Consider the following 24,616-nt stretch of genomic DNA (forward strand, 5'->3'; position numbering starts at 1 on the left):
CGCCGTCGACACAGGGAGTCGAACGATGCCTGATTCTACCCGATTCACCCGCACGCAGCAGGCTTCGCTCTGGGATTTTGCCCTGGCGCGCTATGCCCGACCCGGCGTGGAGGCCGCTTGCCTAACGCTTCAGGACGAGGCGGGCGTGGATGTGTGCGAGCTGCTGGCGGCAGCCTGGGCGAAAAGCGTGAGGATCCCCGTAACGCCGCTCGCCTGGCAGCGCTTGAGCGCCGAGCGGCGCCAGTGGCAGGCCGAGATGACCGAGCCGCTGCGTAGCATGCGCCGTCGGCTCAAGGCTGAGGCAGCCTATGACGCCGGTATTCAGGAGCTGCGCGCGTCGATCAAGACCGCCGAGCTACTGGCCGAGCGTGAGAACCTTCAACGTTGGCAGCGCGGGATACGCCATAGCGTAGAAGCTCACGAGCCTAGTCTTGAGAACACCATCGAAAACGTCGAGAAAGGCGGTTTTTGTCCGCTGGATAGCCTCTTTTCGCGAATTTTGACTGCTCGCGACAAAGATCATGACGCACGTCAAAAACGCCTAGCCAGCGCCTGCCAGACGCTGGTCGCCAACTTGACCCTCTGAAAAGGGCGCGCTAGGGTAATTTTACGCTAGCGCTTTGGTGGCCTGTCTGGAATCGCCTGTTGACCCACAGCATCTGTCGCCCCGCGGCGAGCGTTTGATGTCGGTCAGCGGATGAATAAAAGCGAGTCATGCGACCTCCCCAGGTATCGGGCAGCCAAAGCCAACCGTGCGCATTCATTACGCGCGTTACCAATAAAAGGGGAACACCGCATGAAGGCAACCAAACTCGTCACCTCGGCCAGTGTCACTGCGCTGCTTTTCGGCCTCTCGGCCGCCGCACAGGCAGATAACTGGCGCTATGCCCACGAGGAGTACGAAGGCGATGTGCAGGACGTGTACGCCATGGCGTTCAAGGAGTACATCGAGGAGAACTCTGATCATACCGTCCAGGTGTATCGCTTCGGTGAGCTGGGCGAGTCCGATGACATCCTCGAGCAGACGCAAGCGGGTATCCTTCAGTTCGTCAACCAGTCGCCCGGCTTTACCGGTGCGTTGATCCCCGAAGCCCAGATCTTCTTCGTGCCCTACCTGCTGCCCACCGACGAAGAGACGGTGGTCGAGTTCTTCAACACCAGCGAAGCCATCAACCAAACCTTCCCCGAACTCTATGCCGAGCACGGCCTGGAGCTTCTCAAGATGTATCCGGAAGGCGAGATGGTCATCACCCTCGACGAGCAGGTCGACTCGCCCGAAGGGCTTCAGGGTAAGAACATCCGCACCATGACCAACCCGCTGCTGGCCGAAACCTATCGCGCCTTTGGCGCAAGCCCCACGCCGCTGCCCTGGGGTGAGGTCTACGGTGGCCTGCAAACCAATATCCTGCAGGGCCAAGAGAACCCCATCTTCTGGATCGAGTCCGGCGGTCTCTACGAAGTCTCGCCCAACCTGCTGTTCACTGGCCATGGCTGGTTCACCACCGCCATGATGGCCAATCAGGACTTCTTCGACGGTCTCGGCGAAGAGGACCAACAGCTGATTCGTGACGCATCCGACGCAGCCTACGAGCACACCATCGAGCACATCTCCGGCCTTGCCGAAGAGTCGCTGGCGAAGATCGAAGAGGCGTCTGATGAGGTCACCGTGACGCGCTTGAACGAAGAGCAGATGGACGCGTTCCGCGAGCGTGCGCCCCAGGTCGAAGAGCGTTTTGTCGAGATGACCGGTGAGCGCGGCGAAGCCTTGCTGCAGCAGTTCAAGGACGATCTCGCCGCCGTAACCGACGGCAACGAGTAAGCGAACGACACAGCCTACATGACGAACGAGGGGGTAGCTATGGGCTACCCCCTTGTCGTTCTGTACGTCCTATACGTTTATCAAGATGCGCATATGAACGCATAGGCGATGACCTTCTGGGAGTACGTACGATGGAAAAAAGCGAAGATGAGAAGGCAGAGGCGCGCTATCGCTCCTCATTGCCCGGCGCGCTCGGTGCCATCGACGACGGCATTGGCAAACTAGAAGCCGCCATTTTGGGGTTCGGCGTCATGGCCATGGCGCTCAATACCGTGGCCAACGTCATTGGCCGATTCGTATTCGGCGAGAGTCTCTTTTTTACCGAGGAGGTCAACCGCATCCTGATCGTGCTGGTGACCTTTGCCGGTATCGGCTACGCCGCCCGCCACGGTCGGCATATCCGCATGTCGGCGTTTTTTGATGCGCTGCCTAAGTCCGCGCGCCGCTGGTTGATGATCGTCATGTGCCTGTTCACGGCCTTGATGATGTTTGCCCTGTGCTACTTCTCGACGGGCTATCTGCTCAGCGTGATGAGCCGTGGGCGCAGTCTACCCGCCTTGAGCATCCCGGCCTGGTGGATGTACGTCTGGGTGCCCATCGGTTTCGCCGTGACAGGACTGCAGTATTTGATGACCGCGATTACCAACCTTCTCTCCGATGACGTCTATCTCTCGACCCACGTGGTGGATGGTTACGACGACCCGGAAATCGACCGCTAGGCAGCGAGGACACCACCATGACGGCTACTATCGTCACCATCATGATCGTGCTGCTGCTGCTTGGCTTCCCGATGATGATTCCTCTGATCACCGCCGCTTTCGTCGGCTTCTATATGATGTTTGGCGACATGGGCCAAATGGGCACGCTGGTGCAGCAGCTTTTGCGCGGTATCAGCCCGACGGCGCTAATCGCCGTGCCCATGTTTATTCTCGCCGCCGACATCATGACGCGCGGCCAGTCCGCCAATCGCCTGATCGATATGGTCATGACGTTCGTTGGCCATATCAAAGGCGGCTTGGCGGTGAGCACGGCGGTTTCTTGTACCCTGTTCGGGGCAGTATCGGGCTCGACCCAGGCCACGGTAGTGGCGGTGGGGTCGCCGCTGCGCCCGCGTATGCTCAAGGCAGGCTACAAAGACCCCTTCACCCTAGCGCTGATCATCAACTCAAGCGATATCGCCTTTTTGATTCCGCCGAGTATCGGCATGATCATCTACGGCGTGGTTTCCGAGACCTCGATTGCCGAGCTATTCATCGCGGGGATTGGGCCTGGGCTACTGATTCTGGTGCTGTTCTCGGCCTACTGTATCCTTTACGCCATCGTCAACGATGTACCTACCGAGCCGCGCTCGACCTGGAAAGAGCGCGCCAAGGCGGTGCAGAAAGCGCTGTGGCCGCTGGGCTTTCCGGTGCTCATCGTCGGCGGTATCTACGGCGGGGTGTTTAGCCCCACCGAAGCGGCGGCGGTTTGCGTGCTCTACGCTTTTCTTCTCGAGTTCGTGATCTTCCGGTCGCTTGAGCTACCCGATATGTTTGCCATCGCCAAGTCGACCGGGCTGATCACCGCCGTGGTTTTCATCTTGGTGGCAGCGGGTAACGGCTTCTCGTGGATCATCTCCTTCGCCCAGATCCCTCAGCAGTTGCTGGGTGCCTTCGGTATCAACGAGGCGGGGCCGGTAGGCGTACTGGTAGCGATCTCTGTGGCGTTTTTCGTCGCCTGCATGTTCGTCGATCCTATCGTGGTGATCCTGGTGCTCACGCCGATCTTCGCCCCGGCCATAGCGGCCTCTGGGCTCGATCCGGTGCTGGTTGGCGTGTTGATTACCCTGCAGGTGGCGATAGGCTCGGCGACGCCGCCGTTTGGCTGCGATATCTTTACCGCCATTGCGGTGTTCAAACGGCCCTATTTCGAGGTAATTCGCGGCACGCCGCCGTTTATCTTGATTCTAATTGGTGCCGCCGCCTTGATCATCGCCTTCCCGCAGATCGCCCTCTTTTTGCGTGATCTCGCTTTCCGTTAAGCGACTGCACCACCGCAAGCGTGCGGCGGCTAAACCTCTCGCCGCTGCCGCTGTCGTAACCTTGGTGGCGCCCGCTGGTGCGTCCAGCGGGCGCGGGTGATACGCTATCGATATTGCCTTAACGCGCATTTTAGGTGCCGCCTGCTGGCGCCTATCCCCTACGAAGAAGGACCGAATTCATGAAGGTACTGCTGACCTCCACGGCGCTCACCGGACTCTTGCTGGTGGCGCCTTTTGCCGCCGCCGCGCCGGAAACCGACGAGCAACGTCTGGCCTACAGCTTTGGTGTGATGTTGGGCGAAAGCATGCGCGCAGACGTCGAAGACCTCGACCTCGATGCCTTCACCGATGGCGTGCGTGACGTGTTCGAAGAGAACGAGCTGGCGCTTAGCGACGAAGAGATGACCGAAACGCTGGTGGCCTTCCAAGAGCGCGCTATGGCCGAGCAGCAGGCCCAGGCCGAAGAGCTGGCCTCGGCCAACCAAGAAGAGGGCGAAGCCTTTCTGGCCGAGAACGCCGAGCGTGACGAAGTGAGCGTCACCGACTCCGGCCTGCAGTACGAAGTGCTCGAATCCGGTGATGGCGAATCACCTGGCCCCGAGGACACCGTCGAGGTGAACTACGAAGGCACGCTGCTCGACGGCACCGTCTTCGATAGCTCCTTCGAGCGCGGCGAGCCCGTCACTTTCCGCGTCAATCAGGTAATCGAGGGCTGGCAAGAAGCGCTGCAGCTGATGAGCGTGGGCGACACCTGGAACCTCTACATTCCCGCCGATATCGCCTATGGTGAACGCGGCCAGGGGCCGATTGGCCCTAACGAAGTACTCACCTTCCGCGTCGAGCTGTTGGATATCAAATAGCATGCCGCCGCTGCCTGCGCGGTTGCCGCTACGCGCGCTCGCGGCTGCCCTCTTGGCGCTCGGCGCAGGCGATGCCTTGGCCGATACGGCAGTGGCGCTGCCAAGCGTTGGCGCGGCTTCCGGGCAGGCTAGCGCCGTTGGGGTCTCCTCCGGCGGCTACATGGCGACCCAGCTGGCGGTTGCCTGGCCCGAACGCTTTGTCGGGCTTGGTGTGCTGGCGGCGGGGCCCTGGGGCTGCGCGCAGGGGTCGCTAAGCCTTGCGCTCAATCAATGTATGGAGGTGCGCCGCGGCGCGCCTTCGCTCGATACCTTGGCGCTGCGCCATGAGCGCTACCAGCAGGCCGAGGAGGTGGGAACGAACGCAGCGCTTGGGCAGCTGCGTGCCTTCGTTTGGCACGGCCAGGCGGATGACGTCGTCGACCCCGCCCTTGGTCATGCCTTGGCCGAGCAGCTGACGGCTTGGCTGGACTCCCCCGAGCAACTACGCGTCGAAACGCGCCCGGCCACCGGTCACGGCTGGCCGATGCGCCTACCCGACGACTACATGGCCGACCCTCAAGCGCTGGGTGACTGCCGCCAGGGCGGCGGCAGCCATCTGCTGGCCTGCGATGACGATGTCGCCGACCGCCTGCTCGACTGGCTCTACCCCGGGCGCGCCGACGTGACAGAGAGCGCGACAGAAGATGTGGCAGAAGGCGCGGCGGAAAGCCACGCCGAAGCGACACGGCTATTGGCGTTCGATCAGCGCGAATTCGGCGCGCCGGGCCTTGCCGAAGTGGGCTACGTTTTCGTGCCCAAGGCGTGCGAGAAGGGCGGCTGCCCGGTGACGCTGGCGCTGCACGGCTGCCAGATGGGGGCAGATGCCATCGACGATCTTTTCATCCGCTATAGTGGCTTGAACCGCTGGGCTGTGGCGCATGATCAGATCGTGCTCTACCCTCAGGCCGATGCCACGCTAACCAATCCTCAAGGCTGTTGGGATTGGTGGGGCTTTGCCGAAAGTCCCTGGCAGGCGAACCCTCTCCACGATAGCCGCGAAGGCGTTCAGGTTCAGGCGCTGATGGCCATGCTCGCGCGTTTGGAAGCGCCTCTACGCGATGAACGCGATAACAGCGATGACAACAACAATGACAATAACGAGAGCGAATAACGCTGACGCTACCCTCTGACTTCTACCCTCAAGGAACGCCATGGAAAGCATCACGGGAGCGCTTGGGCCGCTCTTTCTGCTCATCTTACTCGGGGTGGGTTTTGGCTATTGGCGCTGGCCGCACGATAGCTTCTGGGCGCAGATGGAGCGCTTCATCTACTACGCGCTGTTCCCTGCCATGCTCGTTGCAACGCTGGCGACGGCCGACGTTGCTCAGGTGCCCGTGGGGCGTTTGGCGTTGGTACTGCTCGGCGCCATGGCGCTCTTCGGCGTTTTGTTATGGCAGCTGCGCCGCTGGTTAGGGCTTTCGGGGGCGGCGTTCACCTCGGTGTTCCAGGGCGCGGTGCGCTTCAATACCTACGTTGGCGTGGCTGGGGCTGCGGCGCTGCACGGCCAGCTAGGCGTCACCACCGCCGCCGTTGCGGTGGCGCTAATGGTGCCGGTGGTCAACGTGCTCTGCGTCGGCAGCTTCGTGGCTGCCGGTACGCTGGGCAACGCGAGCCTGGGCAAAAGCGTGATGGCGCTGGCGAAGAATCCGTTGATCGTGAGCTGTCTGGTGGGTATTGCGCTGAACCTGACGGGCATCGGCCTGCCCGGCTGGAGCGATGCGACCATTAGCCTATTAGGCAGCGCGGCCCTACCGCTTGGGTTGATCGCCGTGGGCGTCGGGCTTCGGCCCATGGCGCTGCTGCGCATCGATCGCGGCGTGGTAGCCACCAACGTCGTCAAACTAGTGCTAATGCCCGCCGTAGTCGTGGTGCTTGCTTGGCTATTGGGGCTCGACCCCGTTAGTCGCGACATCGCCGTGCTCTTCGCGGCGCTGCCTACCGCTACGTCGGCGTATATTTTGGCCCGCCAGCTGGGCGGCGACGCCGATCTTATGGCCGCGATCATCACCGGCCAAACGCTGCTCGCCATGCTGACGCTACCGCTGTGGCTGCAGTGGATTGGCGCATAGGTATAAAGCGAATCAAAAACAAATAAAAAATATTCGCATTAGTGTTTACATGGGTAATGAGAATGATTACATTACACCTGTGTCGTTTGATGAGACGACACAGCCACGACAGCAAATGCCAGTTTTCTGTCATGGTTTCTCCCTCTCATTGCTAGTCACGGTCTTTTCGCCGCTCCCTTGGAGCGGCTTTCTTTTTTCTAGCCCACCGTTTTTACGCTCTTCATCCTTGCTTCTGAGCTCGTCTCGTCTCGACTTGCGTAGGCGGGAAGATTGCGCGTGCGTGCATCACTATTTGTAGATGTAAAATGATCGTTTTACACTTGGGGTTGAGTGCCCACAGGAGTAAAGCGCACATGAATATCAAAGCAACGCTGATTGCCGTGTCCGAATCTCTTTTTGATCGCCACGGTTTCACCGCGACGGGAATGGATAAGCTTACCCGGGGAGCGGGCATCTCTAGCCGCACGCTCTACAAGCACGCGGGCAGCAAGAGTGCGCTGATTGCAAGCGTACTGAGCGAACGTGAAAAACGGTTCTTGCGTCGGCTGGAGGTCACCAGCACAGCGGCGCTTTTCAAGGCATTGGAAGATTGGGTGCGCGTGGAGGGCTGCCGCAACTGCCTATTTCTGCGCGCCTACGGTGAAACCGGGGGCGATACGCCCGAGGTTGCCGAGGTCGTGCTGGCGCACAAGGCCCGCATGATAGAGAAGATTGCCGACATCGTGGCGCTGGAAACGGGCAGAGCGGATGATCCGCAGTTGGTCGAGCAGATTGTGGTGCTGTTCGAAGGGGCCACGGCCGCGGCCGTCTATCGCGGCGAGCGTGCGGTCGTCGCGGCAGGTAAGGCTGCCACGACGCTGGTGCAGCGAGCATGCGTATGAACCCGGCCATGGCGTTAGGCGCCTGCGGTTTTAGCCTGATTGCCGTTTGCTACGGCTTCGCCCGCTTCGCATTTGGCCTCTTCTTGCCGCAAATCGACAGCGAGCTTGCCCTCTCGGCGTCGTTGAGCGGGCTGATCGCAGGCGGCTCTTTTCTGGGCTATTGCATCGCCATTCTCCTCTCGGCCTACCTTACCGAGCGGCGTGGCCCGCGTTTCGTAGCAACGGCGGCAGCGCTGGTGGCGGCCGTTGGTATGGTGGGGATTGCCACCGCCGCAACGCCTGTTTGGCTTGCAGTGGCGGTTATGCTGGCGGGCTCCAGCACGGGTCTTGCCTCACCGCCCATGGCGTCGGCAGTGGCCGCGACCGTGCGCGTATCGCGCCAGGGTGTTACCAATACCGTCATCAACGCCGGGACAGGAGCGGGCGTTGTGATGACAGGACCGGTGGCGCTGCTTTTGGGTGAGCAGTGGCGCTGGGCCTTTGCCGGTTTCGCCATTGTGGCATTTGCGCTTGCCGCTGCCGTGGCGCTCAGCGTGCCAGGCGTCGTTAAGAGTGAGCAGCCAACCGGCGCAGGGTTACCCAAGCTAACCGGCGCGCTCAAACGGCTAATAGCCGCGTCCTTTCTCATGGGCGCGGCCAGCACGGCACTCTGGTCGTTTGGTGGTCAGCTCGTCACGCTGCGCTTGTCGGGAGAGGGCGTAGATGTCGGCACACTGTGGATCGCCATCGGCGCGGCGGGTTTGACGGGGGCGTTCGCGGGTACCTGGGTCGCACGCTTTGGCCTTGATGCCGTACACCGTTTCTTTCTTGCCTTGCTCGCTGCCAGCATCGTGATGGTCGGTATGCCGGGCACCACGTCGGCCTGGACGCTCGGCGGGGGGCTGCTCTTTGGCGCGGCCTATATCACGTTGACCGGCGTCTATCTGATCTGGGGGGTAGCGGCGCTGTCCGATCGGCCCGCAGTAGGGTTGATGGTCGGTTTCTTGACCATCGCCGTGGGGCAGACGCTAGGCGCGCCACTGTTTGGGTTATTGATGGATCACGTCTCGGCGACCTGCGCCATAGTCGTGTTCGCCCTGCTTGCCTTGGCCCCTGGCGTTGCCCGCGCGGGTCGCGTCAACGCCTTGTCGGAGGCCGCACGTTAGGCATCACGACGATAGATCAAATCCCACACGCCGTGGCCCAGGCGCTCGCCGCGTGCTTCGAACTTGGTCAACGGGCGGAAAGCCGGGCGCGGTACGTAGGGGGCCGTTTCCGGCGTTGCCGTGTTGGCATACCCGGGTGCGGCTTCCATCACCTCGGCCATCCACTCGGCGTAGGCTTCCCAGTCGGTGGCGAGGTGGAAGGTGCCGCCGAGGGCGAGGCGGGTGCGGATCAGCGCCACGAAGGCGGGTTGAACGATCCGCCGCTTGTGGTGCTTTTTCTTCGGCCAGGGGTCGGGGAAGAAGAGCTGCACGGTGTCGATCGATCCTTCCGGCAGGCACTGCTCGAGTACCGCCAGGGCGTCTTCGCGATAGACGCGCAGATTGGTCAAGCCGCGTTTATCGACCTCGTCGAGTAGCTTGCCTACGCCCGGTGAGTGAACCTCGATGCCGATGAAGTCGGTTTCGGGGTGGGTCTCGGCCTGCTCGATCAGCGACGTGCCCATGCCAAAGCCGATCTCGACCACGCGCGGCGCACGACGGCCGAAGAGGTCATCGAGGTGTTGGCGGCCGTCGGCGATGGTCAGGCCAAAGCGCGGCCACACCTCGTCTAGCCCACGCGTTTGCGCTTGGGTCATGCGACCGGCGCGGATGACGTAGCTCTTGATGCCGCGACGGTGCAGCGGCGCATCGGGGCCTTCCGGGCCAGTAGTGGCCTCACCAGGGTGCTTGGGGTCGGTCATGTCGTCTCGAATCAGTCGTCAAATCGGGCTCAGCCGTTGATACGGCCAGCAAAGGGGGAAGAGGGGTCGGCGCTCTGGCGGCGCGGCATGCGCCCGGCGAGAAACGCCTCGCGCCCGGCCTCGACGGCAAGCTTCATGGCGCGTGCCATACGCTGCGGCTCGCGAGCGTGGGCGATGGCGGTGTTGAGTAGTACGCCGTCGCAGCCAAGCTCCATCGCCATAGCGGCGTCGGAAGCCGTGCCGATGCCCGCATCGACGAGAACCGGCACTTGGCTCTGCTCGACGATCAGGCGCACGTTGTGCGGGTTCTGAATGCCGTGGCCGGAGCCGATCAGCGAGCCCAGCGGCATGATCGCGCAGCAGCCCATGGCTTCGAGCTCGCGGGCAACGATGGGATCGTCGCTGGTGTAGACCATGACGTCGAAGCCATCGGCCAGCAGCGTCTCGGCGGCTTTCAGGGTCTCGACCACGTTGGGGTAGAGCGTAGTGTCGTCGCCCAGCACTTCGAGCTTCACCAGGTTGTGGCCATCGAGTAGCTCACGCGCTAAGCGGCAGGTGCGCACGGCGTCCTTGGCGGTGTAGCAGCCAGCGGTGTTGGGCAGCAGGGTATAGCGACTCGGCGGAATCACGTCGAGCAGGTTGGGCGCGCCCGCTTCTTGCCCCAGGTTGGTGCGGCGCACGGCGAAGGTGACGATGTTCGCTTCGCTGGCGGCAATGGCTTGGGCTGTCTCGTCGAAGTCCTTGTACTTGCCGGTGCCGACCAGAAGGCGCGAGGCGAAGGTGCGTCCGGCAACGGTGAAGGGCGTATCCTGTAGCAGCGTCATGGTCAGCTCCTGGAGCACTGAATCGATGAAAAAGGGCTTAAAAAGCGTGGCGGAAGGCGCGGGCTAGCCGCCGCCAATCGCATGGACGATCTCTACCCGGTCGCCTGCTTCAAGCCGCGTGGCACTGAGCTGGCTGCGGGGAACGATCTCCTCGTTGATCTCCATGGCGATGCGCCGCCCCGTCAGGCCCAGAGCCTCGACGAGCTCGGCAGCGGTGCGCTCGGCGGCGAGGTCATAGGGTTCACCGTTGAGGGTAATCGCTACGGTCGCGGAAGTCGGCATGGCAAACGTCTCGTGTCGAAACCTGGAAAAGTCGTGCGCTGGGCGTATTGTAACGGTTTCCGGCAGTGACCATCATCCCCTTTCCCCTCACGAGGAACGCGAATGCAACGCAACGAACGATTGACCTGGTGCGGCGTGGCGCTATCCGGTGCCGTCACCGTCATCATCGGCGCCTACGCCGCCCATGGCCTTGGCGCGCGGGTGAGCGAGGAACTGGTGCACGCCACCGAAACCGGCGTGCGCTACCAGGCCTGGCACACGTTAGCCATCATGGCCGTGCTGATCGGCCAGCGTCTCTTTGGGCTCAAAGGCTGGGGCTGGGTAGCAGGCTTCTGGGCGTTGGGCATCGTCGGTTTTTCCGGCTCGCTCTACGCCATGGCAATGGCGGGGCTGAACCTAGGCGTGGTCACCCCGATAGGCGGTCTTTTGCTGATCATCGGGTGGCTTTCGCTTGCGCTGGTCGCGCTTAGAAGCGCTTAGCGTATTTGGGTCGCCTATTGGCTGAGCGCAGCCAGGGCATCGGGGGTGTCGATGTCGGTGAGAATACCGTCATCGGTGACGGCAAGCTCACGATAGCGCTCGGGATGCGCGCGAATGACCTCGCGCGCGCCGTTTTCGCCGCGAAGTGCGGCAAGCGTGGGCCAGAGCGCCCGGCCAAAAAGCACCGGGTGGCCGGGGCGCCCCGCCAAGCAGGGGCGCACGATGATCTCTGCCGTCGCGCGCTGGGTGAGCGCAACGAGCGTCTCGGGCGCAAGGTAAGGCATGTCACCCAGTAAGATGGCCACGGCGCGGGCGTGAGCCAGGCGGTCATCGGTAAGCAGCGTGGTCATTGCGTCGCCGAGGCTCGACCCCAGCCCGCCCTGGGCGTTGGCAATGGCGATGGTGTCGCTGTGGGCGGGCAGGCCTAGCGCATCCACCACGTCATCCTCGCGCAGTGCCACCCGCACCCAAGGGAAGTGTGCGCTTGCCTGGGCGACGCAGGCGCCGAGCAGCGTTTGGCCATCGGGCAGGCGCGCCAAGCGCTTGTCTTCAATGCCAAAACGGCGCGAAAACCCCGCCGCCATCACCAGCGCCACGACGCCATTAGAGCTCATCGATGGCCCTGCCGTGTTCGGTGCGTACGATATCGGCCATGACCGCCAGGGCGATCTCCGCCGGGGTCTTGCTGCCGAGCGCCAGGCCAATGGGCATGTGGATCCGCGCTACGCTCTCTTCCGTCATCCCCCCTGCGCGCAGCAGGCGCTCGCGGCGAGCCGCCGAGGTTTGGCGCGAGCCCATGACGCCGAGATAAAACGCGGGCGTACGCACGGCCTCCATCATCGCCAAGTCGTCGATACGCGGATCGTGGGTCAGTGCCACCACGGCGGTGGCGGCGTGACAGGTGGCGGGAGTGATGTACGCCGACGGCAGTCGCGCCTCGACCCTAACGCCAGGCACGTCGAAGTCGGCGCAGGCCGTCTCGCGTGGATCGCAGACGATCACCTCGAACCCCAGTGTCACGGCGAAGGCGGCGCAGGGCGCGGTGATCGGTGATATTCCAGCAATGATCAGGCGTCGGCTGGGCCCCAGGCGCAGCTCGACCGTTTCTTCCCGGCGCGTCACGCTCGGCCCTGGAGGCGGCGCCTCAGCGAGCTCGACGCGGCCGCTAATGAGATCGACCCGACGAATCAGGCGCTGCTGACCGGCAAGTGCCGCCGCCAGATGCTCGAGGTGAGCGTGAGTGGCTGGCGTTGCGCTAAGCCGCTCGACGAGCACCTCCAACACGCCGCCGCAGGGCAGGGTAACGCGCGGGCCATGCGCGTCGTCGCCCTCGTCATTGCCGTAGCTCACTACGGTAACCGCGCGGTCGAAGCCGCCCTTCCCAAGCCGGGCGAGAAACGCCTCTTCCACGCAGCCTCCCGACAGTGAGCCAATATGCCGCCCCTCGTGGGTGGCCACCATCAAGGCGCCGGGCGGACGCGGCGAGGAGCCAAAGGTGGCCAGCACCGTACACAGCCACACCGTTTCGCCCTGGCGCGACCAGCGTAGGGCGCCTTCGATAACCTGCCGATCAAGATGTTGCATGGGGTGCATTCCTTGGCTGTGCGCGGGCGTATAAAAAGATAAGGATGGCGGTGTCTTGCCCAGCTTTCCACTATCGTGTCTATGCTGAAGGGGTGATGCACATTACGCAGCCACGATTGCGATAGCCACGAAATGGAAGGCACATACTCATGCACCCACCAGATCAGCTTGGACGACATCGCGACGCGAGCGCCGCCTGCGGCGACGATCATTCGCCCTGTACCCTGCACGTCAATGGCACCCGCCACGACCTCACTCTCGACAACCGCACCACGCTGCTCGATGCACTGCGCGAGCATTTGGCGCTCACGGGCGCCAAGAAAGGCTGCGACCACGGCCAGTGCGGCGCCTGTACGGTGGCCGTCAACGGCACGCGCATCAATGCCTGCCTTACGCTTGCGGTGATGCACGACGGCGACGAGATCACCACCATCGAAGGGCACGGCACGCCCGAGTCTCTCGATGCCATGCAGCAGGCTTTTATCGATAACGACGCCTTTCAGTGCGGCTACTGCACCCCGGGCCAAATCTGCTCGGCCACGGCCATATTGGAGGAGATTCGCGCGGGGCTACCCAGCCACGTAACCGAAAATCTCTCTACCGCCATTGACCTAACCGACGCCGAGATTCGCGAGCGCATGTCGGGCAATCTCTGCCGCTGCGGCGCCTACGCCAACATTCTCAAGGCCATTCATCAGGTGGCGGAGGCGCACTCATGAGAGCATTTCGCTACGCACGAGCGGCCGACCCCGCCGCTGCGGCCAGCGCCGCTCAGGCGCCGGGCGCCAAGTTCATCGCCGGTGGCACCAACCTGCTCGACTTGATGAAGCACGAGATCGAGACGCCGACCCAGGTGATCGACGTGACCGGTACAGGCCTGGATACGATTGCGCCCACGCCCGAAGGCGGGCTTCGCATCGGTGCAATGGCCAGTAATGCCGCGCTCTCGGCGGATACGCGGGTGCGGCGCGACTACCCGCTGCTGAGCCGCGCGTTGGTCTCCGGCGCTTCGGGGCAGCTGCGCAACAAGGCCACCACTGGGGGCAATCTCTTGCAGCGCACCCGCTGCGCTTACTTCTATGACACCGCCATGCCCTGCAACAAGCGCTCGCCGGGCGCAGGCTGCGCTGCCCAAGGCGAAGGGGCGACCACGCGTCAGCTCGGGGTCATCGGCATCTCCGAGGCGTGCATCGCCACGCACCCCTCGGACATGGCCGTGGCATTGCGCGCGCTGGACGCCGAAGTGGAGACGCTGCTGCCTGATGGGCGCACCCGACGTTTCACCCTGGATGCTTTCTACCCGCTACCCGGCGATTCGCCCCACATCGAGAGCGCTCTGGCGCCGGGTGAGATGATCACGAGCGTCGTGCTTCCCGCGCCGGTCGGCGGGCGCCAAACCTACTACAAAGTTCGCGATCGCGCCTCCTACGCCTTTGCTTTGGTATCGGTGGCGCTGATTCAGCAGGACGACGGCAGCGGCCGAGTGGCGCTAGGCGGTGTCGCCCCCCGGCCCTGGCGCCGCGACGCCGCTGACGAGGCGCTGCCCCAAGGAGCGTCCGCCGTTATGGAAAAACTGCTGGAGGGCGCACGCCCGACCCGTGATAACGCCTACAAGCTGCGTCTCGCCGAGCGTACGCTAGCGGCGCTGTTGGAGGAGACGTAACCATGGACTTCAACCAGGCAAGCGAAGAGAACCTGTTCGACCATGCGCGCATCGTCGGCAAGCCCCATGCGCGTATCGATGGGCGGCTCAAAGTCTCCGGGCAGGCGCCCTACGCCTACGAGCGCCACGACGTTGCTGCTGGGCAGCTCGTCGGCTACCCACTGGGCGCTACCATTGCCAAAGGGCGCATCACCCACATGGACGCGACTCAGGCGCTCAAGGCGCCGGGCGTTGCTGCGGTGGTCACGACCCTCGACGTGGCGCCGCTGAACCGTGCCGAGAGCAACGTTGCCCGGCTTTTCGGCGGCGATGTGGTCGAGCACTACCATCAAGCCATCGCCGTAGTGGTGGCGGATACGCTCGAGCGCGCCCGAGGTGCCGCTAACCTAATCGAGGTGCGCTACGCCGAGGAGGACGCCGAGTTCGATCTCGAGGCGGCCTTGGAGCGGCTACAGAACTTAGGCGAGCCCGCCGCTGACGTTGGCGACGTGGAGGCAGCCATCGCCAAGGCGCCGGTCACGTTGGATGCGGTCTATCGTACTTCGGCGCAGAGCCACGCCATGATGGAGCCCCATGCGTCGATCGTCGACTGGTCCGATGGCAAGGCCATGACGGTTTGGCTCTCCAATCAGATGATCGCCTGGACGCGTCAGGCGCTGGCAACCACTTTCGATATCGACGCCGATGCCATCCGGCTAGAGAGCCCCTACGTAGGCGGTGGCTTTGGCGGCAAGCTCTGGCTGCGCGCCGATACCGTGCTCGCCGCACTCGGCTCGCGCGCCGCCGGGCGCCCGGTCAAGGTCGCGCTGCCCCGCCCGCTAATGTTCAATAACACCACTCACCGCTCGGCGACCATTCAGCGGCTGCGCATCGCCGCCGGTGAGGATGGGCGCATCACCGCCTTCGACCACGCCGCGGTATCGCACACCCTGCCCGGCGGCAGCGGCGAAGACGCGGTCAACCAAACGCGCTGCTTCTACGCCGGGGAGAACCGCCGCGTGGCGCATCACGCCATCGACCTGCACCTGCCCGAATCCGCCGATATGCGCGCTCCAGGGGAAGCCTCGGGGCTGGCGGCGCTGGAAATCGCCATGGACGAGATGGCCGAAAAGCTCGATATGGACCCGGTAGAGTTTCGCATCCTCAACGATACCCAAGTCGACCCCGAAGACCCCGATAAGCCCTTTAGCCAGCGCCACTTCGTCGAGTGTTTGCGCGAGGGCGCCGAGCGCTTTGGCTGGGAGGCGCGTAACCGCACCCCGGGTGGGCGGCGCGAAGGCGCCTGGCTGATCGGCCACGGGATGGCCGGGGCCTACCGGGGCGCGCCGACGCTGGACTCCGGTGCTCGGGTGCGGCTTGCGCGCGGGCGTCTGGTGGTCGAGACCGACATGACCGATATCGGCACCGGCTCCTACACCATCATCGCCCAGACCGCCGCCGAAACCATGGGGCTCGCCATGGAGGACGTGGAGGTGCGCTTGGGCAATAGTGCTTATCCGGTCTCCTCGGGCTCCGGCGGGCAGTTCGGCGCCGCCAGCGCCACGGCGGGCGTTTATGCGGCGTGCCTGGCGCTGCAGAAAAAGATCGCCGCGCAGCTGAAGGTGGGCGCGCAGCTTAAAGCCGAAGAGCTGCGCTTCGATCAAGGACGCATTCTGGGCGAAGGCGTCGATCTCGCCCTTGCCGATGTGGGCGATGGCGACGAGCTGGTAGCCGAGGACAAAATCCATTTTGGCGACTTCAAGGAGGGCCTGCAGATCGGCACCTTTGCGGCGCACTTCATCGAGGTGGCGGTGCACGCCTACACCGGCGAAACACGCCTTCGCCGTATGCTGGCGGTGTGCGATGCCGGGCGCATTCTCAACCCCATCACGGCGCGAAGCCAAGTGCTTGGCGGCATGACCATGGCCGCTGGAGCAGCGCTGAGCGAGGGGTTAGAAGTCGACCGCGCGCGTGGCTTTTTCACCAACCACGACCTCGCCGGGTACGAAGTGGCGGTACACGCCGATATCCCCGAGCAGGAGGTGGTCTTTCTGGAAACGCCCGATGCCGCCTCGACCCCGCTCAAGGCCAAGGGCGTGGGCGAGCTCGGCATCTGCGGCGTTCCCGCCGCCATCGCCAACGCCGTCTACAACGCCACCGGCGTGCGCGTACGCGACTACCCGATTACCGTCGACCGGCTGGTCGAGGGGCTGGCGGAGAGGGCAGCACATAGCTAGCCGTCACATGGGCAACCGGGCGTGTGCTATCGGCGGTGGAGAAGAGCTGGATCTCACCGACGCCAAGTACTCGCCCTAGTTTGATGAGCCGGGCGTGAGCGAGGATGTCGTGATCGCCTGGCGCTGCGCGCAGAAAGTGGCAGTTGAAGTCGCTGGTGACGGCCATGGGCTCGGGGCCGATCTGGGCGAGAATGGCCACGTAGAGCGCGACATCTGCTAAACCCATTAGCGTTGGCCCTGAAACACGAGGACCTGGGCGCAAGTGCTCTTGGCCTACGGTTAGGCGCATCGTCGCGCGCATCTCACCTACGCTTTCTATTCGCCCCATGCGCTGGGGAAAAACGTCATCGAGGAATCGTTCGATCTCGTCGGTATTCATGGTAGTCATAGTTATTGTCTCCATGGGGTGTTTGATACCGACACGATAAAGCCCCAGGCGTTGCCCAGGGCTTTATCGTGATGGCGCGTGTTCGCGTCCGTTTACTTCGCCTTATGCACCTGGCGCCACTCATGCAGCAGCGGCTCGGTGTAGCCGGAGGGTTGCTCGCGGCCTTTGAAGATCAGATCGGAGGCTGCCTTGAAGGCGGTCGAGTCGTCGAAGTGGCTGCTCATGGCGGTGTAGGTGGCGTCGCCTGCGTTTTGCTCGTCGACCACCTTGGCCATGCGCTTGAGGGTCTCTTCGACGCGGGAAGCATCGACGACGCCGTGGTGCAGCCAGTTAGCGATGTGTTGGCTGGAGATACGCAGCGTGGCGCGGTCTTCCATCAGGCCGACATCGTGAATGTCCGGCACCTTGGAACAGCCTACGCCGTGCTCGACCCAGCGCACCACGTAACCCAGAATCCCCTGGCAGTTGTTGTCCAGCTCCTGCTGGATCTCCTCGTCCGACCAGTTGGCGTTCTCGGCGACCGGCACCGAGAGCAGATCGTCGAGCAGGTCGGCTTCGCCCTGAGCTTCCAGCTCGCGCTGAATCTCGGCCACGCTGACTTGGTGATAGTGCAGCGCGTGTAATGTTGCGGCGGTAGGCGAGGGAACCCAGGCGGTGTTGGCACCGGCTTTGGGGTGGCCGATCTTCTGCTCCAGCATGGCGTGCATGAGATCGGGCATGGCCCACATGCCCTTGCCGATCTGAGCGCGGCCGCGCAGGCCGCAGGCGAGGCCGACCATGACGTTGTTCTTCTCGTAGGCACCGATCCAGGCGGCCGACTTCATGTCGCCCTTGCGTACCATCGGGCCCGCTTCCATGGCGGTGTGCATCTCGTCGCCGGTGCGGTCGAGGAAGCCCGTATTGATGAAGACCACGCGCGAGGTCGCCTCGTTGATGCAGGCCTTGAGGTTGACTGTAGTGCGGCGCTCTTCGTCCATGATGCCCATTTTCAGGGTGTCGCGGGTCATGCCGAGGATGTCTTCGACCCGGCCGAACAGCGTATTGGCGAAGGCCACCTCTTCCGGGCCGTGCATCTTGGGCTTGACGATGTAGACGGAGCCGCTGCGCGAGTTGCGCGGCTGGTCGGCGTCCTTTTTCAAGTCGTGCAGGGCGAGCAGCGACGTCACCACGGCATCGAGGATGCCCTCGGGCACTTCGTTGCCATCGGCGTCGAGAATCGCGGGGGTGGTCATCAGGTGGCCGACGTTGCGTACGAACATCAGCGAACGGCCGGGCAGGGTAACGCTGCCGCCTTCGGTGGTACGCCAGGTGCGGTCAGGGTTGAGCGCGCGGGTGAAGGTCTTGCCGCCTTTTTCGATGCGCTCTTCGAGATCGCCCTTCATCAGCCCCAGCCAGTTGCGGTAGACGCCGACTTTGTCTTCGGCATCGACGGCGGCAACCGAGTCTTCGCAGTCCATGATAGTGGTCAGCGCTGCCTCGACGACTACGTCTTTGACGTGGGCAGGGTCGGTCTTGCCGATGGGATGCGCGGCGTCGATCTGGATCTCGACGTGCAGGTCGTGGTTGGCCAGCAGAAGTGACTCCGGCGCCTCGGCATCGCCATTGAAACCGATAAGCTGGGCGGTGTTCTTGAGGCCGGTTTCGCGGCCGCCGTCGAGGGTGACCACGAGGTGGCCATCGCGAATGGCGTAGTTGACGGCGTCGCGGTGAGAACCCGTCGCCAGCGGCGCGGCGCGATCGAGCACGCCTCGGGCGTAGGCGACAACCTTCTCGCCGCGCTTGGGGTTGAAGCTCGTGCCTTTCTCGGCGCCGTCCTCTTCGGCGATCACGTCGGTGCCGTAGAGCGCGTCATAAAGGCTGCCCCAGCGCGCGTTGGCGGCGTTGAGAGCGTAACGGGCGTTGCTGACCGGCACCACCAGCTGCGGACCTGCTTGGATAGCGACTTCGCGGTCGACGTTGGCCGTGGTGACCTTGACGTTGGCGGGGGCGTCGACGAGGTAGCCGATCTCGTGCAGAAAGCGCCGGTAGCCCGGCATATCGGTCACTTTACCGGGATGCTCACGGTGCCAGCTATCGAGCTTCTCTTGCAGCGTATCGCGCTTTTCGAGGAGCTGACGGTTCAGCGGCGCCAGCTCGTGAAAGAGGGCGTCGACGCCCGTCCAGAAGGCTTTTTCGTCTACACCGGTGCCCGGCAGCGCTTCAGTCGAGATGAAGCGGTCGAGTTCGGCAGCTACCTGCAGGCGGTGACGTGTAATACGCTCGCTCATGATGCGTCTCCTATTGTTCGTGCGACATAACTGTACGTGCGACATAGCGCGCTCAAAACGCGCGTTGACTGCGCGGTCGGTAAGGCAAAAGAAGCCTGCAGCGTCGCGCGCAATTATTTATGGAAAATACTTCCACAGAACCTTGGTCATGTAAACAGCGTAGAACTGAAAGCAGTGTTATGCTCGACCAAAAGATAAGCAGGGCCAAGCGGCGTTCAGGGAGCGGTCATCGAACGACGCCCAGGGAGAAACAGCATGGAAGATTTTCATCACTTCGAAGAGGCGTTTCGTCGCCTACAGGGTACCGCCCCGCTCGTGCAGCTGGTGCCGGGTGAGGCACTGGCCGATACCATCACGCCCTACCTCGAACACTATGGCTTGACCAGCCACTTCGAGGCCACGGAGGCGGTCTACGCGGGCTTCATCGATACCCAGCGCCACTCGCTTTGGTGCCAGGTGTGGAGCCCACCTGCGCCGGTGGGCACGGTCTTCGTCATTCACGGCTATTTCGATCATTTGGGGCTTTATCGCCATCTCTTGGCGCTGTTACTGGCCAAGCGCTGGCGCGTGGTGCTGTGGGATCTGCCGGGGCACGGGCTCTCCAGTGGCCCGCGGGCGGAAATCGAAGACTTTGACGACTACCAGCACTGCCTAACCACGCTGCAAGGTGTGCTCAGCGAGGCTGCGCTTGCGCCCAAGCCCTGGGTCGGTATTGGCCAGAGCACGGGCGGGGCGATCCTTGCCACCGATGCGCTATCCCGGCGCGAAGCGGCGGGGTGGTCGGGCTTGGTGCTGCTTGCTCCCCTGGTGCGCCCCTGGGGCTGGAGCCAGGCGAGCTGGCTGCATCTCATCGCCAGCCCCTTCGTCAAGGAGCTGCCGCGTCGCTATCGGCCCAATACCAACGACGAAGAATTTGCCGCTTTCCTGCGCGATCGTGATCCGCTCCAGCCCGATCGGCTCAGCGTGATCTGGGTTACCGCCATGCGCCGCTGGATTCCCCGGCTTCTCGCCTTCGACCCGCTCAGCGTACCCACGCTGATTTTGCAGGGGGAGCAGGACATGACGGTGGACTGGGCGTGGAATCTCAACATCCTCACCGAGAAGTTTCCCCAGGCGCTTGTCAAACGCCACCCCGAGGCGCGCCACCATCTGGTCAACGAAACCGAAGCCATTCGCGAGGCGCTTTTCGAACCCCTGGCCGAGTTTCTCGATGGCCTAATTGCCCCAGGCGGCGCCATCTAACGCATTCAGCGGAATCTTCAGATAGCGCTCGCCGTTGGCCTCGGGGGCAGGCAGGCGGCCGCCCTGAATGTTGACCTGAAGCGCATGCAGGATCAGCTTGGGCATTGGCAGTTCGCTGTCGCGCTGCTGGCGCATGGCGACGTAGGCGGCTTCATCTTCCGTGCTCAAGGGGTGTTTATTGGTGCGCCGCTGCTCGGCCACGCTGCTCTCCCACTCGGGTTCGCGGCCGTTTGGCATGTAGTCGTGGCCGGTAAACAGGCGCGTGTCATCGGGGAGGGCAAGAATCTGCTGGATCGAGCGCCACAGCGCTTGCGCACTGCCGCCGGGGAAGTCGGCGCGGGCGGTGCCGAAGTCGGGCTGAAACAGAGTGTCGTGGACGAAGGCGGTATCGCCGATCAGGTAGGTCATCGAGGCCAGGGTGTGGCCGGGTGAGTGCATCACGCGCGCCTTGAGCTCACCGATCTGGAACGTGTCGCCGTCATCGAAGAGATGGCTCCACTGGCGCCCATCGGTGGCAAGCTCAGGCCAGTGGTAGAGCTCTTTCCACAGCGCTTGCACCTGCTGGATGGGGCGACCGATCGCCGTGGGCACGCCGGTGCGATCGTGCAGGTAGCCCGCCGCCGAGAAATGGTCGGCGTGGGGGTGCGTGTCGAGAATCCAAACGAGCTCGAGTCGCTCTTTCGCGATATAGGCAAGCAGTTCGTCGGCGTGATGAGTGGCGGTAGCGCCGGACTTCTCGTCGTAGTCGAGCACCGGGTCGATGATCGCGCACTGGCGCGTTGCCGGGTCGCTCACCACGTACTGCACGCTAAAGGTACGCGGGTCGAAGAACCCCGCTACGTTGGGCGTGCCCGGCGAGAGTCGAAACGTTTGCATGGGGCTCCTTGTCGTCGCGTTACGTCGAAGTTCTGCTCGATTATATGCTTATTCTTTTATTCTTATGCTTTTTATCAGAGCAGGCTTTTACCAGAGCGGAAATAGGGAGGAAAGGCGCTCGGCCATTGACCTGGGTGTTGCCCATAGGTTCTATCCTGAGCCAAGGCCCAGTATTTAAAGCCCAGCATTTAAAGCCAAGTATCGAAGGCCAAGTGCTTAAGCCCAAGCATTGAAGACCACGTCTCGGGGCGCGCAGCGCTCGGTCGGCTTTCGCTCACTTCACACCATGTCAGGAGGTTAAGGGATGGACGCGCAGACGCAGGCGCCTAAGCAAGGCGACGCTAAACGTGAGCAAGGCGCTAAACGCGCCCGGCTCTATCGGATGAAAACGCCCACCCATCTTTGCCCGTTCGGCCTGAAAACGCTCGACTTGCTCAAGCGCCAGGGCTTCGAGGTAGAGGATCATCCGCTTACCTCGCGCGAAGAGATCGACGCGTTCAAGGCGCGGGAAAACGTCAAGACCACCCCGCAGGTCTATATCAATGATGAGCGCATCGGCGGCTACGAAGCGCTGCGCCAGCACCTGGGCCTGCACGTGCCCGACCCCAACGCCAAGACCTATCGCCCGGTACTGACGATCTTCGCCATCGCTTTCTTGATCGGCTTGGTCGTGAGCTGGGTAGCCGAAGGCACGCTGTTTGCCCCGCGCCTGCCGGAGTACGCCATTGCCACCGCCATGGTGCTACTGGGGCTGCAAAAACTGCAGGACGTGGAGCGCTTTAGCACCATGTTTTTGAACTACGATCTGCTCGCCCAGCGCCAAGTGCGCTACGGCTACGTCTACCCCTACGCGGAGACGCTGGCGGGGCTTTTAATGCTGGCGGGCACGCTGATCTGGGTTGCGGCGCCGGTGGCGCTGTTCATCGGCACCGTGGGAGCCGTCTCGGTGTTCAAGGCGGTCTATATCGATAAGCGCGAGCTTAAGTGCGCTTGCGTCGGCGGGAACACTAACGTACCGCTGGGTTTCGTCTCTCTGACCGAGAACCTGGTGATGATCGCCATGGGGCTCTGGATGCCGCTACGCATGCTGATGGCCTAAAACGCCCTCACTTCAGCAAGCGGTGTCTTGCTGCCTGCGCCCTTGCCAGAGTGCCAGCAGCACGCCCAGCGTGGCCAGGTGCGCGGCCCCCACCAAGGCAAGCGCCCCCGGCCAGCCCCAGCGGCTAAAACAGAGTGCCGCCAGGGTAGCGCCCACCGCGCCCCCGGCGTAGTAGCACGAAAGATAAAGGCCGCTGGCAAAGGCGGCGGGCACATGCTGGGCCTTGCTGACCATGCGGGTGGTCAATGTTTGCAGCAGATAGGTACCCACCGAGAAGCCGCCTACGGCCAGCAGAATCGAGACGTAGCGCTCCCCCGCCATGCCAAGCGACAGCCACACCACACCGACGAAGGGAAGAAAGAAGGGCGCCTCGCTTCTATGCCGATAGAACCAAGGGCTTGCCACCACCGCCGCAATGGCGGGCAAACAGGCAAGGTACACCAGGCCAATCTGGGCGGAGGATTGCTCGAAAGGCGCCTGCGCGAGCCTAAGCCCTAGCACGGTGAAGATGGCGCTTTGAGTGAACAGCAGCGCAAAGCCAATGCAAAAGGCCATGGCGAGACGCCGTTCAGCCAGCGCGCGCTTTAGCAGCGTCACGAAAGCTTCAGTGCTCCCCTGCGCGGGCATGACGTCGAGCCTGCGCGTTTGCACGAAGATGACCAGCCAGGCGAGAGCGAGCAGCGCCGCACCGCTTATAAAACCTCCCGACCAGCCCAGCGCATCCAGCGCCCAACCAGGATAGAAGCGGCTTAGCGTGCTCCCCAAAATAGTGCCCGCCACGAAGCACCCCACCCAATGAGCGCGCTGGCGCTCGCTCTTGGCGCTGGCTACGAGGGCCACGCAGGCGGTGATCACGCAGGGCAGCACGATGCCCTGAGCCAAGCGCACGAGCCAGGTCGTACTCAGCCAAGGGCTCAGCGCCAGCGCGCCGTTGAGCATGATCAATATCCCCAGGCCCAAGAGCATGGCGCGCCCAGGCGTGGCACCGCGAGTGAGTCGGCTGGCAAAGGGCGCGGTCAGCATCATGCCAAAGAGTGTCGCCATATTGAGCCAGCCCGCCTGCGTAAGGCTTGCGTCAAAACGCAGCGATAGCCACGGGTAGATCGCCTGCAACTGGTAGAGGTTGAAAAAGGCGGCGGTGGACGCCGCCAGAATCAAAAGGCGCATGGGCCGTTTCCTAAGCAAGAAGATGTCGCTACGGTAGCGTAACTCCCTGGCGCGAGGGAGGGGCGAGTTTCTATCATTGGGGAGAACACCACAGGAGTCTCCCTATATGCCGAATATTCTCATCTCTGCCCAGGCGCTGGCGGGGCGTCTAAAGGCGTCGCCGCCGCCCAAGGTGCTGGATGCCTCGCTGCCCAATAGCCCCATTGCCCCTTTCGTTCCCGAGGATGATCGCACGATTCCCGGCGCCCTTGCGTTCGATATCGAGCGAGTCTTCTCCGATCAAAGCGCTCCCTTCCCGCATACGCTGCCCGCCTTGGACGCCTTACAGGAGGCGTGTAGACAACTTGGCTTGGCGCTGGATGACGAGATCGTCGTGTTCGATAACCGTGGCGTTTTTTCGGCACCGCGCGCCTATTGGCTGCTGACTCAGGCGGGCTTCAAAAACGTCCAACTGCTCGATGGTGGGCTGCCTGAGTGGCTTTCGCTTCCCCTGCCGGTGCAGCACGGCCATAGCGCACCGGTGCCGCTGGCGAACGCGCCTCGGCTTCAGGCCAACGCGAGCGTGGTCAGCCTAGACGAGGTCCAAGCCAACATCGACACGCCGCGCTTTACGCTGGTGGATGCGCGCAGTGCCGGGCGCTTTTCCGGCCAGGACCCCGAGCCGCGCCCCGAGTTTCCCAGCGGCCATATCCCCGCCTCCTGCAACCTGCCCTTCGCCGAGGTACTGGAGAACGGTCACTTCAAAAGCCCCGATGAGATTGCTCGGCTGCTGCGCGCGCGAGGGCTTTCGCCATCGGAGCATGTGACCTTCAGCTGTGGCTCCGGCATTACCGCCTGCATTCTCTGGGTGGCCGCTGAGCTTGCCGGTTACCAGCGGCTTTCCCTGTTCGATGGCTCCTGGTCGGCCTGGGTAATGAGTGGCCGTCACCAACGCTGAAGTCGCGCATTTGGTGCG

Annotated in this window: 25 protein-coding genes; 16 read left to right on the forward strand and 9 right to left on the reverse strand. The window is 63.2% G+C overall.

Annotated elements, in window-relative coordinates; translation table 11 throughout:
* Window positions 1-25 precede the first annotated feature (25 nt).
* The 9 genes from LLY24_RS01160 to LLY24_RS01200 all read left to right on the forward strand — a co-directional run bounded on the left by LLY24_RS01160 (window position 26) and on the right by LLY24_RS01200 (window position 8,833).
* Window positions 26-586 (forward strand): TIGR02444 family protein, encoded by a 561-nt coding sequence (locus LLY24_RS01160; RefSeq protein ID WP_259034433.1) that lies wholly within the window; start codon window positions 26-28, stop codon window positions 584-586.
* Window positions 587-796: 210 nt separating this feature from the next.
* Entirely contained in the window at window positions 797-1,819 is a 1,023-nt protein-coding gene (locus tag LLY24_RS01165) for a TRAP transporter substrate-binding protein (protein ID WP_259034434.1), read from the forward strand.
* Window positions 1,820-1,950: 131 nt separating this feature from the next.
* On the forward strand, window positions 1,951-2,538 hold the full coding sequence (locus tag LLY24_RS01170) for a TRAP transporter small permease (protein WP_259034435.1): 588 nt from the start codon (window positions 1,951-1,953) through the stop codon (window positions 2,536-2,538).
* A 17-nt stretch (window positions 2,539-2,555) separates the two neighbouring features.
* A complete protein-coding gene (locus tag LLY24_RS01175; RefSeq protein ID WP_259034436.1) occupies window positions 2,556-3,839 on the forward strand; it encodes a TRAP transporter large permease in 1,284 nt (427 codons plus the stop codon).
* A 179-nt stretch (window positions 3,840-4,018) separates the two neighbouring features.
* Complete coding sequence (gene bamJ / locus LLY24_RS01180) at window positions 4,019-4,699, forward strand: BamJ family beta-barrel-assembly machinery protein (protein WP_259034437.1); 681 nt, start codon at window positions 4,019-4,021, stop codon at window positions 4,697-4,699.
* A gap of 1 nt (window position 4,700) precedes the next feature.
* Window positions 4,701-5,849: an alpha/beta hydrolase family protein gene (locus tag LLY24_RS01185; protein WP_259034438.1), complete on the forward strand. Its 1,149-nt coding sequence runs from the start codon at window positions 4,701-4,703 to the stop codon at window positions 5,847-5,849.
* Window positions 5,850-5,889: 40 nt separating this feature from the next.
* On the forward strand, window positions 5,890-6,807 hold the full coding sequence (locus LLY24_RS01190; protein WP_259034439.1) for an AEC family transporter: 918 nt from the start codon (window positions 5,890-5,892) through the stop codon (window positions 6,805-6,807).
* A 353-nt stretch (window positions 6,808-7,160) separates the two neighbouring features.
* Window positions 7,161-7,688, forward strand: coding sequence for a TetR/AcrR family transcriptional regulator (locus tag LLY24_RS01195; protein ID WP_259034440.1), 528 nt, complete (start codon window positions 7,161-7,163; stop codon window positions 7,686-7,688).
* Window positions 7,679-8,833, forward strand: coding sequence for an MFS transporter (locus tag LLY24_RS01200; RefSeq protein ID WP_259034441.1), 1,155 nt, complete (start codon window positions 7,679-7,681; stop codon window positions 8,831-8,833). Before LLY24_RS01195 ends, LLY24_RS01200 begins: the two co-directional genes overlap by 10 nt.
* Here the strand turns inward: LLY24_RS01200 and trmB are convergent.
* The 3 genes from trmB to thiS form a co-directional block, all read right to left on the reverse strand.
* On the reverse strand, window positions 8,830-9,573 hold the full coding sequence (gene trmB, locus LLY24_RS01205; RefSeq protein ID WP_259034442.1) for a tRNA (guanosine(46)-N7)-methyltransferase TrmB: 744 nt from the start codon (window positions 9,571-9,573) through the stop codon (window positions 8,830-8,832). The two genes, LLY24_RS01200 and trmB, sit on opposite strands and share 4 nt — an antisense overlap.
* A 29-nt stretch (window positions 9,574-9,602) precedes the next feature.
* Window positions 9,603-10,397 carry a thiazole synthase gene (locus LLY24_RS01210; RefSeq protein ID WP_259034443.1) on the reverse strand — a complete coding sequence of 265 codons (795 nt, stop codon included), beginning with the start codon at window positions 10,395-10,397 and terminating at the stop codon, window positions 9,603-9,605.
* A gap of 63 nt (window positions 10,398-10,460) precedes the next feature.
* A complete protein-coding gene (thiS, locus tag LLY24_RS01215; RefSeq protein ID WP_259034444.1) occupies window positions 10,461-10,679 on the reverse strand; it encodes a sulfur carrier protein ThiS in 219 nt (72 codons plus the stop codon).
* Between the two features lie 102 nt (window positions 10,680-10,781).
* Here thiS and LLY24_RS01220 point away from each other — a divergent pair, with 102 nt between their 5' ends.
* Window positions 10,782-11,159 carry a DUF423 domain-containing protein gene (locus tag LLY24_RS01220; protein WP_259034445.1) on the forward strand — a complete coding sequence of 126 codons (378 nt, stop codon included), beginning with the start codon at window positions 10,782-10,784 and terminating at the stop codon, window positions 11,157-11,159.
* A 14-nt stretch (window positions 11,160-11,173) separates the two neighbouring features.
* On the opposite strand, the gene LLY24_RS01225 is transcribed toward LLY24_RS01220, so the two are convergent.
* Complete coding sequence (locus tag LLY24_RS01225) at window positions 11,174-11,773, reverse strand: nucleotidyltransferase family protein (RefSeq protein ID WP_259034446.1); 600 nt, start codon at window positions 11,771-11,773, stop codon at window positions 11,174-11,176.
* Complete coding sequence (locus LLY24_RS01230; RefSeq protein WP_259034447.1) at window positions 11,763-12,743, reverse strand: XdhC family protein; 981 nt, start codon at window positions 12,741-12,743, stop codon at window positions 11,763-11,765. The genes LLY24_RS01225 and LLY24_RS01230 overlap by 11 nt, the downstream gene beginning before the upstream one ends.
* A 149-nt stretch (window positions 12,744-12,892) precedes the next feature.
* Here LLY24_RS01230 and LLY24_RS01235 point away from each other — a divergent pair, with 149 nt between their 5' ends.
* The 3 genes from LLY24_RS01235 to paoC are packed head-to-tail and all read left to right on the forward strand — an operon-like array spanning window position 12,893 to window position 16,622.
* A complete protein-coding gene (locus LLY24_RS01235; protein WP_259034448.1) occupies window positions 12,893-13,462 on the forward strand; it encodes a 2Fe-2S iron-sulfur cluster-binding protein in 570 nt (189 codons plus the stop codon).
* Window positions 13,459-14,406: an FAD binding domain-containing protein gene (locus tag LLY24_RS01240; protein WP_259034449.1), complete on the forward strand. Its 948-nt coding sequence runs from the start codon at window positions 13,459-13,461 to the stop codon at window positions 14,404-14,406. The genes LLY24_RS01235 and LLY24_RS01240 overlap by 4 nt, the downstream gene beginning before the upstream one ends.
* 2 nt (window positions 14,407-14,408) lie before the next feature.
* Window positions 14,409-16,622, forward strand: a complete 2,214-nt coding sequence (gene paoC / locus LLY24_RS01245) for an aldehyde oxidoreductase molybdenum-binding subunit PaoC (RefSeq protein WP_259034450.1) — start codon at window positions 14,409-14,411, stop codon at window positions 16,620-16,622.
* On the opposite strand, the gene LLY24_RS01250 is transcribed toward paoC, so the two are convergent.
* Together LLY24_RS01250 and LLY24_RS01255 are read right to left on the reverse strand one after the other, a co-directional pair.
* A complete protein-coding gene (locus tag LLY24_RS01250) occupies window positions 16,570-17,010 on the reverse strand; it encodes a PaaI family thioesterase (protein ID WP_259034451.1) in 441 nt (146 codons plus the stop codon). The genes paoC and LLY24_RS01250 overlap by 53 nt on opposite strands.
* Before the next feature lie 92 nt (window positions 17,011-17,102).
* The gene (locus tag LLY24_RS01255; protein ID WP_259034452.1) at window positions 17,103-19,277 is read right to left on the reverse strand and encodes a malate synthase G; all 2,175 of its coding nucleotides are present in this window, start codon (window positions 19,275-19,277) and stop codon (window positions 17,103-17,105) included.
* A gap of 255 nt (window positions 19,278-19,532) precedes the next feature.
* On the opposite strand from LLY24_RS01255, the gene LLY24_RS01260 reads away from it, so the two are divergent.
* Complete coding sequence (locus tag LLY24_RS01260; RefSeq protein ID WP_259034453.1) at window positions 19,533-20,519, forward strand: alpha/beta hydrolase; 987 nt, start codon at window positions 19,533-19,535, stop codon at window positions 20,517-20,519.
* Here LLY24_RS01260 and LLY24_RS01265 read toward each other — a convergent pair.
* Complete coding sequence (locus LLY24_RS01265) at window positions 20,493-21,395, reverse strand: MBL fold metallo-hydrolase (protein ID WP_259034454.1); 903 nt, start codon at window positions 21,393-21,395, stop codon at window positions 20,493-20,495. The two genes, LLY24_RS01260 and LLY24_RS01265, sit on opposite strands and share 27 nt — an antisense overlap.
* 304 nt (window positions 21,396-21,699) lie before the next feature.
* Between LLY24_RS01265 and LLY24_RS01270 the strand changes: the two genes are divergently transcribed.
* A complete protein-coding gene (locus LLY24_RS01270) occupies window positions 21,700-22,494 on the forward strand; it encodes a glutaredoxin (protein WP_259034455.1) in 795 nt (264 codons plus the stop codon).
* Between the two features lie 12 nt (window positions 22,495-22,506).
* On the opposite strand, the gene LLY24_RS01275 is transcribed toward LLY24_RS01270, so the two are convergent.
* Window positions 22,507-23,661, reverse strand: a complete 1,155-nt coding sequence (locus LLY24_RS01275; protein ID WP_259034456.1) for an MFS transporter — start codon at window positions 23,659-23,661, stop codon at window positions 22,507-22,509.
* A gap of 106 nt (window positions 23,662-23,767) precedes the next feature.
* On the opposite strand from LLY24_RS01275, the gene LLY24_RS01280 reads away from it, so the two are divergent.
* Window positions 23,768-24,598 (forward strand): sulfurtransferase, encoded by an 831-nt coding sequence (locus LLY24_RS01280; protein WP_259034457.1) that lies wholly within the window; start codon window positions 23,768-23,770, stop codon window positions 24,596-24,598.
* Window positions 24,599-24,616 lie beyond the last annotated feature (18 nt).

The sequence above is a fragment of the Halomonas dongshanensis genome (genome assembly GCF_024790395.1).
Classification (GTDB): Bacteria; Pseudomonadota; Gammaproteobacteria; order Pseudomonadales; family Halomonadaceae; genus Vreelandella; species Vreelandella dongshanensis.